Source organism: uncultured Parabacteroides sp., from assembly GCF_947855115.1.
Lineage (GTDB): Bacteria > Bacteroidota > Bacteroidia > Bacteroidales > Tannerellaceae > Parabacteroides.
In genome coordinates this window covers 68,492-82,635 of the sequence record NZ_CANTZW010000012.1, presented here as the reverse complement: position 1 = coordinate 82,635, position 14,144 = coordinate 68,492, and the positions used below count along the sequence as shown (strand labels likewise).

General features: G+C 47.2%; 14 protein-coding genes and 2 pseudogenes. 9 read left to right on the top strand and 7 right to left on the bottom strand.

Annotated elements, in window-relative coordinates; translation table 11 throughout:
• Positions 1-8: 8 nt before the first annotated feature.
• Positions 9-482, bottom strand: a pseudogene (locus Q0110_RS09380) (lipocalin family protein); the annotation flags it as partial.
• A gap of 265 nt (positions 483-747) precedes the next feature.
• On the opposite strand from Q0110_RS09380, the gene Q0110_RS09375 reads away from it, so the two are divergent.
• The 4 genes and pseudogenes from Q0110_RS09375 to Q0110_RS09360 all read left to right on the top strand — a co-directional run bounded on the left by Q0110_RS09375 (position 748) and on the right by Q0110_RS09360 (position 3,170).
• Complete coding sequence (locus Q0110_RS09375; protein WP_297905890.1) at positions 748-1,575, top strand: SDR family oxidoreductase; 828 nt, start codon at positions 748-750, stop codon at positions 1,573-1,575.
• 37 nt (positions 1,576-1,612) lie between these two features.
• Positions 1,613-2,140: pseudogene (locus Q0110_RS09370) on the top strand (GNAT family protein); the annotation flags it as partial.
• Between the two features lie 35 nt (positions 2,141-2,175).
• A complete protein-coding gene (locus Q0110_RS09365; protein ID WP_297905888.1) occupies positions 2,176-2,736 on the top strand; it encodes a GNAT family protein in 561 nt (186 codons plus the stop codon).
• Positions 2,730-3,170: a GNAT family N-acetyltransferase gene (locus Q0110_RS09360; RefSeq protein WP_297905887.1), complete on the top strand. Its 441-nt coding sequence runs from the start codon at positions 2,730-2,732 to the stop codon at positions 3,168-3,170. Before Q0110_RS09365 ends, Q0110_RS09360 begins: the two co-directional genes overlap by 7 nt.
• Here the strand turns inward: Q0110_RS09360 and Q0110_RS09355 are convergent.
• On the bottom strand, positions 3,163-3,927 hold the full coding sequence (locus Q0110_RS09355; RefSeq protein ID WP_297905886.1) for a hypothetical protein: 765 nt from the start codon (positions 3,925-3,927) through the stop codon (positions 3,163-3,165). The two genes, Q0110_RS09360 and Q0110_RS09355, sit on opposite strands and share 8 nt — an antisense overlap.
• 117 nt (positions 3,928-4,044) lie before the next feature.
• Between Q0110_RS09355 and Q0110_RS09350 the strand changes: the two genes are divergently transcribed.
• The 5 genes from Q0110_RS09350 to Q0110_RS09330 are packed head-to-tail and all read left to right on the top strand — an operon-like array spanning position 4,045 to position 8,636.
• Complete coding sequence (locus Q0110_RS09350) at positions 4,045-4,557, top strand: hypothetical protein (RefSeq protein WP_297905885.1); 513 nt, start codon at positions 4,045-4,047, stop codon at positions 4,555-4,557.
• A gap of 3 nt (positions 4,558-4,560) precedes the next feature.
• Positions 4,561-6,102 (top strand): family 43 glycosylhydrolase, encoded by a 1,542-nt coding sequence (locus Q0110_RS09345; protein WP_297905884.1) that lies wholly within the window; start codon positions 4,561-4,563, stop codon positions 6,100-6,102.
• Positions 6,095-7,735: a pseudouridine synthase gene (locus tag Q0110_RS09340; protein WP_297905883.1), complete on the top strand. Its 1,641-nt coding sequence runs from the start codon at positions 6,095-6,097 to the stop codon at positions 7,733-7,735. The genes Q0110_RS09345 and Q0110_RS09340 overlap by 8 nt, the downstream gene beginning before the upstream one ends.
• A 39-nt stretch (positions 7,736-7,774) precedes the next feature.
• The gene (locus tag Q0110_RS09335; RefSeq protein WP_297905882.1) at positions 7,775-8,005 is read left to right on the top strand and encodes a hypothetical protein; all 231 of its coding nucleotides are present in this window, start codon (positions 7,775-7,777) and stop codon (positions 8,003-8,005) included.
• Between the two features lie 28 nt (positions 8,006-8,033).
• Positions 8,034-8,636, top strand: a complete 603-nt coding sequence (locus Q0110_RS09330; RefSeq protein ID WP_297905881.1) for a sugar O-acetyltransferase — start codon at positions 8,034-8,036, stop codon at positions 8,634-8,636.
• 20 nt (positions 8,637-8,656) lie between these two features.
• Here the strand turns inward: Q0110_RS09330 and Q0110_RS09325 are convergent, their stop codons facing one another.
• The 5 genes from Q0110_RS09325 to Q0110_RS09305 all read right to left on the bottom strand — a co-directional run bounded on the left by Q0110_RS09325 (position 8,657) and on the right by Q0110_RS09305 (position 14,100).
• On the bottom strand, positions 8,657-8,860 hold the full coding sequence (locus Q0110_RS09325) for a hypothetical protein (RefSeq protein WP_297905920.1): 204 nt from the start codon (positions 8,858-8,860) through the stop codon (positions 8,657-8,659).
• Positions 8,829-10,202, bottom strand: a complete 1,374-nt coding sequence (locus Q0110_RS09320; protein WP_297905880.1) for an MATE family efflux transporter — start codon at positions 10,200-10,202, stop codon at positions 8,829-8,831. The genes Q0110_RS09325 and Q0110_RS09320 overlap by 32 nt, the downstream gene beginning before the upstream one ends.
• Positions 10,203-10,406: 204 nt before the next feature.
• The gene (locus Q0110_RS09315; RefSeq protein ID WP_297905879.1) at positions 10,407-12,683 is read right to left on the bottom strand and encodes a GH92 family glycosyl hydrolase; all 2,277 of its coding nucleotides are present in this window, start codon (positions 12,681-12,683) and stop codon (positions 10,407-10,409) included.
• Between the two features lie 105 nt (positions 12,684-12,788).
• A complete protein-coding gene (locus Q0110_RS09310) occupies positions 12,789-13,385 on the bottom strand; it encodes an acyltransferase (protein ID WP_297905878.1) in 597 nt (198 codons plus the stop codon).
• 10 nt (positions 13,386-13,395) lie between these two features.
• Complete coding sequence (locus Q0110_RS09305; RefSeq protein ID WP_297905877.1) at positions 13,396-14,100, bottom strand: SAM-dependent methyltransferase; 705 nt, start codon at positions 14,098-14,100, stop codon at positions 13,396-13,398.
• Positions 14,101-14,144: the final 44 nt, after the last annotated feature.

Here is a 14,144-nt window from a genome sequence, read left to right as displayed (position 1 = left end):
GACTCGACTTAAAACGTAAATCGTGTGAAAATCAATTTAGAGGTATCATACCCGCGTCTTGCTATCTTACGCAGTAAATCTTCCCAAAGAGATTTCGGCTGTTCCTTCTCACGGCTTAAAATCCAAAGATATTTATCCGTACTACTCCCTACCACCGCATATTGATAATTTTCATCAAGCTCGAGGATATAATAATCCGTGTAAAACCATAAAAAGAAAGCGACTTTCAGTTTACCCGGATTATTGCTCGGATCAGGCTGTTTCGCTCGACCTATGGCTTTCTTGCGCTCACCCTCTCTATATCCTTCGTTTTCCACACGTATCCTTCCGTCAGGAAGCAACGTATAGGTTGCCGTCACATCCGTCATTCCCTTCTCAAAACGATTCTCGTAACGGGCGATTTCATACCATCGCCCCATGTATCTCTCAACGTCTAGCGTAGATACAGTTTGATGATCTGTCATATTCATAAACTTCTTTATTAATAGATAAATAGCCTATCCTACCGGGGCAAGTTCCGCTCCAAAGAGATACCTCCATGCGCTCTCCTTCCCAAAAGAGAACAAGATAGATCTCTTTATTATACAACAAATTCACTCGCCATATGGTAGCGTATCTTGGCTTTATTTTAATATCTCTAACAACTTTCAGCACTTATATACCCTTAACCCGGATAGGATACCGATGAAAAGACACCTGTTCGATTTAAAAGCACTATATTTGTCTCGATTTAATAACGATAGCATTATGGCAGACAATTATCTAGAAAATAAGTTCGCAGAATACCAAGCCCGGAAACTTTCCGGTCAAAGAACAGCACACAGCATGAAAACACTTCATAAAACAAGGAGAGTTTTCATCACCGGGGGAGCCGGGGGAATAGGCAAGGCTATCGTAAAGACCTTCAGGGGAGCCGGACATCGCGTCGCCTTCTGCGACACGAACGAGGCTTTAGGAAAAGAGACGGCTTTACAGACCGGAACGCAATTCCACCTCATCGACGTAAGCGATAAAACGGCGTTGGAGGATTGCCTGCAAAAGATCATCAAGGAGTGGGGAGATATTGACATCATTATCAATAACGCGGGTATCAGCCGGTTCTCTCCCATCACGGAAACAAGCGTAGAGGATTTCGACAAGATAGTATCCATAAACTTACGCCCGGTGTTTATCACCTCCCGGCAATTAGCGCTCCATCGGCAATCTCTTGATACGCCGAACCCATACGGGAGGATCATCAATATCTGTTCCACCCGTTACTTGATGAGCGAACCCGGAAGTGAGGGATATGCCGCCTCGAAAGGAGGTATTTATTCCTTGACACACGCGCTGGCCTTATCGCTCTCGGAATGGCATATCACGGTAAACTCCATCTCCCCCGGCTGGATACAGAATAACGGCTACGACCAACTTCGTCCAGAGGATCATGCCCAACATCCATCCGGACGAGTGGGCAAACCGGAGGATATCGCCCGCATGTGCCTGTTCCTCTGCCAAGAAGAGAACGATTTCATTAATGGAGAAAACATCACGATTGACGGTGGGATGACAAAAAAGATGATCTATCTTGACTAAAGATCCCACTCAACTAATTCACATAAATAAAAATGTCATGAAACAACCGGATAAAGTCTCCATCATAGAAACAGATCGTCTCTTGCTACGCCCTTTCACAGAGAGCGATGCCTCCGACGTATTCGAGAGTTGCAAGAATCCTAACCTAGGCAATAACGCCGGATGGAAACCTCATGACACGATCGAAGAGACCCTTGATATACTGAATACCATATTTATCGGGAAAGAAGGTATCTGGGCTATCGTATTAAAAGAGACGAGACAGGTCATCGGCTCCATTGGCATCATCCCCGACCCGAAACGAGAGAATCCATACGCCCGCATGCTGGGGTATTGGCTGGAAGAAAAACAGTGGGGACAAGGCTTCATGACCGAGGCCGTGAAAACCGTATTGAATTATGGCTTCACTCAAATGGGGCTGCGTTTGATCACGGCCAACTGCTATCCTCACAATCAACGTTCACAACGTGTATTACAGAAAAATGGATTTCTATACGAAGGGTTGCTTCACCAAGCAGAGTTAATGTATAATGGGCAAATATATGACCACCTGTGCTATTATCTTGAGAATCCTTCCTTATCCAGTAAAAACAACATCTTATGATTATAGCGATAAAAGATTTATATACGCTCAAAAGCTGGGAAGATCAAGACACAGAATCCCTAGCCTTCCATTTGAACAATAAGAAAATCTGGGATAACTGCCGGGACGGATTGCCTTATCCTTATACTAAAGGGAATGCCCGCTTCTTCATCAAACAAGCGAAGGAGAAAACAGAGATGTCGGATTTTTGTATTACGGTTGGTGGCGAGGCAATTGGTAACATCGGCTTTGTGAGAGGTACGGACGTAGAGCGTTTCAATGCGGAGGTAGGCTACTGGATTAGCGAGAAATACTGGAATCAAGGAATTGTCTCGGATGCGTTAACCGAAGCTATCCAATATTATTTTGCGCATACGGAGGTTATTCGCATATTCGCTACGGTCTATGAATATAATCCAGCCTCTATGCGGGTATTAGAAAAAGCAGGATTCCGTAAGACCGGTATCCTCAGAAAAGCTTGTTACAAAAACGGGCAATTCATCGATGCTCATCATTTCGAGTTGGTGGCAGATACAAAATTAAGAGGAAATAAAGAAGAACAAAAGTACCTATGCTGATTAGAGAATTACAAACAAATGAATACGATGCGGCATTAGCCTTATCCTTGGATGTTTTTACCGAATGTGGCAAGAAAGACTTCGATGCGGAAGGACTAGAGACATTTAAAAGTTTCATCTATAACAAGGATATAGTAAAGGGATTAACCTTCTACGGAGCCTTCGATGGAGAGTCTTTAATTGGCGTAATCGCAACAAAAAACGAAGGGAGACACATCTCCTTATTCTTTATCAAACCGTCCTATCATGGAAAAGGGATCGGTAAACAATTGTTCAAGACCGCGATCTTGAATAACCCCGTATCAGAAATGATGGTTAATTCCTCTTCTTACGCGATCCCCATCTACAGAAAACTCGGATTCAAGCCTATCTGTGAGGAACTGGTGACACATGGGATGAAGTATACACCGATGAAACGAACAAAGCCTATGTAAAAAGCACATTCGCTAACCTCATCAAAATAGCTTGATAAGCCGGTATCGAGTTCTTACGTAAACGGACTCCGGCCTCTCCATGCATATCCCCATCGACAGGCAGGCATAAACTGAGGCAAGGGATAGGCGGCAATAAACCCGGAAGGCCTTTGCCATACTCCCATGTCTCATCGGGTTCCGCTTTATGCAAGAAATTACAGGGATAGCCGCTTTCCTGGAGCAGGCTCACTATTTGGAAGCCCGCAAGGATATCAAACCCACGATCATTCTCTATCGTAAACATCGCCTCATCTTCCCAACCCTCATTCGTAACATCCAAGACTACCACATGATCAATCTCACAAGATAACCCGGAGAGATAACGCATTACTTCAACTGCCCCTTTGGTATCTTTTTCCTCATCTCCGGTAAAGGTTATCAAAACGGAATCATCCAACACTCCTTGAAGCATCAGGTCTATGACAGCGGCATTCGTCGCGCTATTATCAAACGTTCCGATCCAATACCGCTCATCGATCTCCTCCGAGAAACAACGAGAATAAACACAATCGATATGGGTTGACAACAAGGTTTTATATTCTTCGGGGGTTACATCGGCTTTCGCATAGACCAAGGACAAATCTCCCTCCTCTATAAGCTCATACAAACTACCTTTTAATAAAGACTTGATCTTGTCTAACCGGTCTTTCACTTGGAAACAAACCCCGTTGTCCTTACAATCGATTGTCAGATCGCCCAATAAATCCGCATACCTCATATCTATACATTCTTTCTATCAATCGGACACAAAAATAAGAGAATTAAAGAATGTTTGCCAAAAAGACTATAACTTTACGGCATAAAAGATCGAGAGATATAAGAATTAATGTTGTAAATGAATTTAAAAGAGAGATTATCAAGCCGCATCCATATAGAGGATATCCATGAGATATCGCAATACGTACAAGGAAGCCGGAAACGGAAATCGGAACTATACGGTTTGATCTTCGACCCGGACGAGACCATCGGTTACCAAGCGTTATGGGCGTGTAGCCATTTTTCCGCAGACGAGAATAAATGGTTATACGATAAACAAGACGAATTGATAAACGAGCTCTTGCTCTGCGAGCATCCCGGTAAACGACGTCTTCTCTTGAATTTACTTTTACGACAGCCTCAAGCGAATCCCCCGCGGGTAGATTTCCTTAATTTCTGCTTGGATCGGATGCTTTCAGCGAAGGAGTTGCCCGGCGTGCAAACGCTTTGTATGAAACTAGGGTATGAATTGTGCCGTCCTATCCCTGAGTTATTACAGGAGTTCAAGGTATTGCTCGACCTGGCAGAACCGGATTTACTGCAAATCTCTTTACGAACTGTACGTAAGAATATCTTAAAACAAATACGATAAACCATGAGAAAGATTTTCACACTTTTCGCCTGTGCCGCCTCTTTAAGCACAGGATTAGCGCAACAAGAATCCTATTTCACTAATCCCGTAATCCACGGAGACGTACCTGACCCCTCCATTATCCGGGTAGATCAGACTTACTACATCACCGGAACATCATCGGAATGGGCTCCTTACTATCCTATATTCCAGTCTACGGATCTCGTAAACTGGAAACCTGCCGGACATGTGTTCGATGAAAAGCCAGCATGGACCAAATCGTCGTTTTGGGCTCCGGAATGGTTCCAGCATAAAGGAAAGACCTATGTGTATTACACTGCCCGTAAGCAAGCAGACAACATATCGTGTATCGGTGTGGCCGTCGCGGATTCGCCTACCGGTAAGTTCAAGGATTACGGCCCGATCGTGGAGTTCGGAAATGAGGCGATAGACGCTTTTATTTTGGAAGACAAGGGGAAGCTTTATATCTCCTGGAAAGCCTATGGATTGGATAACCGCCCTATCGAGTTATTAGCTTGTAAGCTGACAGATGACGGGCTTCGCTTAGACGGAGAACCTTTCAGCCTGTTACGTGATGACGAACGTCAAGGCATGGAAGGCCAGCACTGGTTTAAGCAAGACGGGTATTATTATATCATTTATTCCGTAAGAGGCTGCTGCGGCCCGCAAAGCGATTACGCCGTATCCGTGGCCCGTTCGAAGAAACTGGAAGGGCCTTACGAGAAATACCAAGGGAACCCGATCCTGCATGGAAGCAAGGATGTTCTCTCCATCGGCCACGGAACGATTACGACAACACCGGACGGGCGTATGTATTACTTATGCCACGCCTACCAGCCGGGAAGCGGTTTCTACCAAGGTCGTCAACCTTACCTGCAAGAGATAAGAATGGGTGAGGATCATTGGCCTCACTTCGTAACCGGAGAATATGCGAGCCGCACGCAACCCATGCCATTCGTAGAATCCGTACAAGTGCCGGTATTCGACTTCTCGGATGATTTCACCGGAACCTCCTTGCGCCCGGAATGGAGCTGGAATTACCCATTCGCAGATGTCAAGGCAGAAATCAAGGACGGTAAGCTATCTCTATCCGGTACACCGAAACCCGGCGTAAAGACCGGAGCGACGCTTTGCCTACGCCCGACCTCTCCTAATTACACGTTGGAAACAGCCATTGTAAACCGGAACGACAGTTGGAAAGGAATCACGATGTACGGAGATGGAAACAACCTAGTTACCTGTGGATGCGCCGGAGACCGGTTGATATTGAAATGTATCCTAGAAGGGAAAGAGCATAAATTAGCCGACCTGCCTCTTCCCGCCTCTCCCTTGTATTTACGGATGAAAGTAACTGATGGTACGCACAGCACGTTCTACTGGAGTAAGGACGGGCAAGTTTGGAACGAGATCGTCGGCGAGGCTCTCTCCGCAAAAGAGACCCGGTCGTTGATCCAATGGGATCGCATCTCCCGTCCGGGGTTGTATCAAGAGGGAGACCCCGCAGCACCGGCTGTTTACGCTTATTGTCTATTAAAAGATGAATGAATCTAAGTTTCATACGTTCACCCAGTCAATACAATCGATCCCTTTACCGGAACGATTCACGTATCCTTTCCACTATACACCGCATCCTCTATGCGTAATAGCGGCCGAGGAGACGCAGGCCTACCTGAAAGAACAAACCGAATGGAGGGAAGAATTACAAGCCGGGAAAATGTTCGGTGTATTGGTGGTTCGTACTCCTGCCGGAGCGGTCGGTTATCTGGCCGCATTCTCCGGCAATCTAGCGGGGAAAAATGTACATCATTTCTTTGTCCCCCCTATCTACGACTTATTACAACCGGATGGTTTCTTCCGGCAAGAGGAGGAACAGATCAATGAGATCAATACTCGTATCCGAACCTTGCAGGCCTCTCCCGCCCTTGAAGAGGCACGGTTTGAGTTAAAAAACACGATCAAAATCAAAGATCTCACGTTGCGATCCGCTAAAACCTTGCTCAAAGAACAGAAGGAGGCCCGCGACCTACGTCGCCAATCTCCTCTCACGGAAGAGGAGGCCGCACTTCTTATCAAAGAGAGCCAACGGACGAAAGCCGCCTACAAGCGGACTGAGAAGACCATGCGATCTTCTGTGGAGAAGGCACAGGCCAAAGTAAATCGGCTCGAGCGGGAGATCGAGCAACTGAAGCAAGAACGCAAACAACGGTCGGCAACCTTGCAACACAAGTTGTTCGAGCAATTCCGGATCATGAATGCCCGGGGCGAGGTTAAGGACTTATGTGAATTATTTGCCCCAACCTCACAAGGCGCACCCCCTGCCGGAGCGGGTGAGTGCGCCGCCCCTAAACTCTTGCAATACGCCTACCAACATCAGTTGGAACCGATCGCCATGGCAGAGTTCTGGTGGGGTGATTCTCCTAAGACGGAGATCCGGCACCATGGATATTATTATCCGGCTTGTAAGGGGAAATGCGAGCCGATCCTCAATCATATGCTACAGGGATTACAGGTAGAAGAGAATCCGTTATTAGCGGACTCTCACCGGGAGACGAAGCTGGATATCCTCTATGAGGACGACTATCTGTTGGTCATTGATAAGCCGGCAGGCATGCTCTCCGTTCCCGGTAAGGGTGACGTGGACTCTATCTATCAAAGGCTGCGTATCCTTTATCCGGAAGCTACCGGCCCGATTATCGTACATCGTTTGGATATGGCGACATCGGGATTACTGCTCGCCGCCAAAACCAAAGAAGTGCATCAGAACCTGCAAGCCCAATTCAAGAACCGGACTGTCCAGAAAAGGTATATCGCCTTATTAGATGGCGTAGTTCCCCAAGATGAGGGTGAGATCCGTCTTCCGCTATGCCCCGATCCTTTGGACAGGCCCCGGCAAATCGTAAGTGATGAATTCGGGAAACCTGCCCTTACACGCTTCCGGGTATTGGAACGGGCCACCGGGAAAACCCTTATCGCCTTTTATCCCCAAACCGGACGTACCCACCAGTTACGGGTACACGCCGCCCATCCTTTAGGCCTTCATTGCCCCATCCTTGGCGATGAGCTTTACGGACGAAAAGCTGAGCGGCTCTATCTGCACGCTGAATACGTAGCGTTCACGCATCCTATCACTTCCGAAAGGATAGAGATACGTGCCAAGGTTCCATTTTCTCAACACTAAAATTGTCTATTATATCCAATAACTAAACAGATACTAAAGATGAGAACTATCAGAAGTAAAATATTAATAGCCATGGGATGGGTAATGCTTATTAGCGTCATTGTTTTAGGCTTCTTCGGCATCCCTACTGGCATACTACTGTGCGCCTTGCTAGGACTAGCCTATGGAGTCTATAAACAAGACAAGCCTTTCCGTCTATATTCTTCTATCGCCCTGATTGCGACTATCGCCTTTTTCATCGTCTTCTATATACAACTTCAACAGATGTAAATAACCGTATCAAATCCCTGTAATCATTATGGAAACAAATTATCAGAAGTTCTTGGCGGGCGAGTATTGTAACCATCTGGATCAAGAAGTCCTGCAAATGATCGTCCAGACGAAAAACCTACTCGCTCGTTTGAACGCAACTAATATAACCGACAGCGCTACAAGAGATGCCCTCTTACGCCAAATGCTAGGAAGCATTGGCAAGTATTCCAGCATTGATATAAATTTCCATTGCGAATGCGGGAAGCACATCTTTATTGGTGACAAGGTCATTATCAATATGAATTGTATGTTTTTAGACGATAATATAATCAAAATAGGAAATAACGTCCTCATCGCACCCAACGTACAATTATATACGGCTACGCACCCGGTAAATGCGAACGAACGTTTCGTGAATGATTGGGACGAACGATCGGGGGATTTATTTTTCAGGACAAAAGCCCTCCCCATCACCATTGAAGACAATGTTTGGATTGGTGGTGGAACGATCGTCTTACCCGGCATCACGATCGGGAGGAATAGCGTGATCGGGGCAGGCAGTGTAGTGACAAAATCCATTCCCGCCTATAGCGTGGCCGTCGGTAACCCATGTAGAGTGATCAGAGAGTTACTCAAAGAAGACTTATAAGAACTTGTCACCCATTAAAATCACCGGCATTTCCTAGGTGCCCCATGCCATGAGCATCCTAGGCAGAATACTTTTGTCAAGTCGAAGCCGGACAGATCTGCCGCAGGGTCTTTGGGAACAACCGTCCCATTCTCGTAAACATACACTAAAAGACGCTCCCCGTCCGCATTCTTTACATACATAGAAGGGACTTCACACTGCGGGCACCGATACTTTCTCATAATCTAATCTTTTCTTTATCTTTTTATAAACATACAAAAACGCCGGTATCAAGAATAAATCAGCGGCGACCCAAGCCAACGGATCACCGAAGCAAACGCCTAAGAACCCAAAAGCAGGGACCGCATACAAACTCACCAAGATACGTGCGATCATCTCTGAGACCCCCGATAACATCGCAAGGTTACTGAAACCTACTCCTTGTATCGCATAACGCAAGATACACAGTAGCCCTACCGCCGGGAAAAAACAACAAGAAATATGTAAGAACCGCTCCGTATAATCCAGTATCTCGACCTCGGATGGAGCGACGAACAACAAGGCCAGCCAACGAGATCCCAGCATCAAAATTATCCATGTAGCGGCGGCATACGTAAGCATCATCAATGCGCTCACCTTAATTCCCTGCAAAATACGATCCGGCTTTCCCGCCCCGTAATTCTGTCCGCAATACGTAGCCATAGCGATACCCAAGCTCTCGAAAGCGCAAATGAAGAACATCTTGATACGGGCAGCGGAAGTAAAGGCGGCGACACAGGCCGTACCCAGAGCATTGTTGGCACTCTGCAACATGATACTGCCAATGGCGGTAATAGAGAATTGCAATCCCATCGGAACTCCCATCGCCAACAAGGTACGGGCTAGTCCGGCATGAAACTTTCGATCCTCGGAGGAAGTAGCCCGTAAGATCGGGAATTTCCGAAGCATATATAAATAACATAGAATGGCGGAAAGCCCTTGCGAGAAAACCGTGGCGACAGCCGCTCCCATCACACCCCATCCTAACACCAAGATGCAGAACAAATCCAAGAAAACATTCAAGACCGTAGAGAACAGCAAGAACCAGAACGGAGTCTTGCTATCTCCCAAAGCCCGCATGATACTTGCCAGCAAATTATAGAAGAACGTACAAGGAATACCGATAAAAGTAACAAACAAATAATCATAAGCCCCATCGAGGATATTCGCCGGTGTCTGCATTCCTCTCAAGATATCTTGACAATAGAATCCGGAAACGGAGGCGATCACCACGGACATTACCGTAGCCAATTGCAACCCCACCGCCACGTAACGGCGCATCGTCGCGTAATCCCTCGCCCCGAATTTCTGAGCTACCGGGATACCGAAACCCGCACAGCACCCATTGCAAAACCCCAGTATCAAGAAAATCACCGAGGTACTGGCTCCTACGGAAGCCAATGAATTTATCCCAAGGAATTTACCAACGATAGCGGCATCTATCAAGGAGTAAGTCTGCTGAAGCAAGTTCCCGAGCAATAATGGCATCGTGAAACTGAATATGAGAGGAAATACCGCTCCTCCCGTCATCTCTTTTGAGTTAGCCATAAATCTTGAATATAAGAATCGAAATAAACCTGATAACCTACCGCGAAGGTAATGATTCCAATAAAAATAAAAGCTCCCGCTTGGGATTATTTCAAGCGGGAGTTTACTTAGACCACAATGCCTGTTGCAAGGTCTTAACACCGGGCATTGTTAGGTATCTATAATGCCCGGTGTTAAGACCTTACAATGGGCATCCTGGTTTTCTTACTCCAATGAGAATGAATAGGGGCGATCGCTATCTTGCGTACCTCGCTGTTTGTTAGGAGTATCGCTCATCTGGTATTGGATTTTCGCGCCACCCAGCAACTGCTCATGCGTCAAGAAATTACGGGTATATGTCTTACCGTTTACTTTCATACTCTTGATGTAACGGTTTTCCCGATCAGCCTTGTCCGCTTGGATCAAAACTTGCTTTCCGTTATCCAAATGCAGTTTCACGGATTTGAATAAAGGGGTTCCCAGCACATACTGGTCCGTACCCGGGCATACGGTATAGAAGCCCAAGGCAGAGAATACATACCATGCGGAAGTCTGTCCGTTATCCTCATCGCCACAATAGCCATCCGCCTCAGCGGTATAGAGCTTATGCATGATCTCACGCACCCAGTATTGGGCTTTCCAAGGCTCGCCGGAATAGTTATATAGATACACCATATGCTGGATCGGTTGGTTACCGTGGGCGTATTGTCCCATGTTCATCACTTGCATCTCACGCATCTCATGGATCATGCCGCGGCTGTCCATACCCAAACGGCTAGGCATCTTGAAGACGGAGTCCATCATATGATTGAATTCCTTCTTTCCTCCCATCAAGTCGATCAGACCTTGCGGGTCGTGGAATACGCAGAAACTCCAATGCCAGCTATTTCCCTCGCAGAAATCGTGGCTCCAGTCCGTACCTTTAAAGGTAGGATTGAACTCACCCTTGTCTGAGCGTCCTACCATCAACTTATATTTCGGATCGTACACATTCTTATAGTTGTTGGCCCGTTGCTTAAAGATATCGATCTCGCTTGCCGGCTTGCCTAGTTTCTTGCCTAATGCATAAATCGTCCAGTCATTATAGGCATACTCCAAGGTACGAGCCACGTTTTGTCCGATACCGATATTATTCGGCACATAACCCAACTTATTATACTCCTCGTAACCGACACGGCCGGAAGCCGTTCTCGGTAACTGACTATTCGCGCCATGCTTCAAGGCTTCCCAAAGCGTCTCGATATCGTATCCTCTCAAGCCTTTGATATAAGCGTCGGCTACCACGGAAGCGGAGTTGTTGCCGACCATGCAATCCCGATGGCCCGGGCTTGCCCATTCCGGCAAGAATCCGCTCTCCTTATAGGCGTTCACCAAGCCTTCCTGCATCTTTTGGTTCATCTCCGGATACATCAGGTTCAAGAAGGGGAAAAGACAGCGGAACGTATCCCAGAAACCGGTATCGGTAAACATATAGCCCGGCAAGACCTCTCCGTTATAAGGGCTATAATGCATGACTTGGCCCTTGGCATCGATCTCGTAGAAGCTGCGCGGGAAAAGCAAGGAACGATACAAGCAAGAATAGAACGTACGCAAGTTATCGATGTTCGTATCTTCTACCTCGATCTTGCCTAATTCCCGGTTCCAGATCTCCTTACCTTTGGCCACTAGCTGATCGAAGCTATTATCTCCCACCTCGCGCAAGTTCAACTCGGCCTGCTCGGTGCTGATGAAAGAAGAAGCCACATTGGCATGCACTACCTCGCCGGCCTTTGTCTCGAAACCGATGATAGCGCCGGCATGGTTTGTCTTCACTTCCGACTCATCCAACTGGATCGCCCCGTTCTTGACCGTAGAGGAGAACGTGAATGGTTTATCGAATTGGATCACGAAATAATTCTTGAAGTTACGAGGAACACCACCCGTGTTCTTCGTGGAATAACCGATGATCTTACGCTCCGCGGGCAATACCTTTACATAAGAGCCTTTATCGAAAGCGTCGATTACGACATAGGCTTTCTTGGTTTCCGGGAATGTAAAGCGGAACTTAGCCGCGCGTTCTGTCGGAACCAACTCGGTAGTCACGTCGTGATCGGCTAGATAGACCTTATAGTAATAAGGCGTAGCCACTTCCCCCTTGTGAGAGAACCAACTGGCTCGTTTCTCCTCGTCGAAGACCAAACCTTCGGTAGTAGGCATGATGGAGAACTGCCCGTAATCGTTCATCCACGGGCTTGGTTGATGGGTTTGCTTGAATCCCCGGATCTTATCCGCATCGTAACGATAGGTCCAGCCATTCCCCATCTCTCCAGTTTGCGGGGTCCAGAAGTTCATACCCCAAGGCAGGGCGGTAGCCGGATAGGTATTTCCGGTGGACAATTCGTACTTGGATTGAGTGCCGACTAACGTATTCACGTAGTCCACGGGATTCTCCACAGCCGATACTTGCATACAGCAAACCATCGCGACCGCTACGAATCCTTGTTTAAAAATAGATGTTTTCATGTTTGTATAGAATAATAAGCAATAGTGTTACTTAATGATATCACTTGTTGTAGAGACGGGGCGTGCCCCGTCTCCCACCGTCTGATAGTATTTTTAAGTTACCATTTAGAGGGGATGAGACGGGGCACGCCCCGTCTCTACAACCCTGGTATTTTCTTCTAGTTTATATTGCTGGCCGCTTTCCGGACAGGTGGCGAATCCTTTAGGGTCGAATACTAGGCGATGGCCATATTCGCTTACCCAACCGATCTGACGCGATGGATTCCCTACGACCAGCGCATAAGCCGGAACATCCTTCGTTACCACCGTCCCGGCACCGATCATGGCATATCGACCGATCGTATGTCCACAGATAATCGTAGCGTTAGCCCCGATCGAGGCCCCCTTACCAATCATCGTCTCCTTATACTGGTCTTTCCGAGAGATAGCGCTACGCGGGTTGGTTACATTTGTAAACACGCAACTAGGCCCCAAGAACACATCATCCTCGCAAACCACCCCCGTATAAATAGAGACATTGTTCTGTACCTTCACGTTATTCCCTAAGACCACACCCGGCGATACGACTACATTCTGGCCGATATTACACGCCCTGCCAATCACGCATCCCGCCATGATATGAGAGAAATGCCAGATACGGGTTCCTTCCCCGATCTCACAACCGGTATCGATTACCGCCGTCTCATGCGCTTGATAACTCATACCTATTCTCTTATTTATAGATTAGGAAAATGGTAGGCTTCTTACTCAGATCGGGGATTTTCCCCGTCCATTCCTTGATCGGGCGGGTACGTATATACTCATCCTCGCACGTTATATTCGAGGCGATACACAGTTTCGTAGACGGACGACACGTACGGATCAACTCCTCGACCAGTTTATTATTCCGGTAAGGAGTCTCGATAAACAATTGCGTCTGATGCTCGGAATAAATCCGTCCTTCCAGTTTCTTGATCATGTTCGTACGCTCGGAAGCATCGATCGGCAAATAACCGTGAAAAGCGAAGCTCTGCCCGTTAAAGCCCGATCCCATCACCGACATCAAGATAGAGGAAGGCCCTACCAGCGGCACCACCGGATAATCTTTCCGTTGGGCGATAGCTACCACGTCCGCGCCCGGATCGGCGATCGCCGGACAGCCCGCCTCCGAGATCACGCCTACACTCTCGCCTTTCGCCAAAGGAACCAGATAATCGGCCACTTGTTCCGGCGATGTATGTTTATTCAACTCATAGAACGTCAAGTCATCGATCACGATCCCCGGTTCCACCTTTTTCAAGAAACGACGTGCCGTACGCACGTTTTCCACGATAAAATGCCGGATAGATAAGATCACTTCACGGTTATACTCTGGCAAAACACGGCGATGTTCCGTATCACCCAAGGTAACTGGTATAAGGAAAAGAGATGCTCGCATACTATCTGTTTTCCGCAAAAGTAGTATTTTTGCCGCAAACTAAC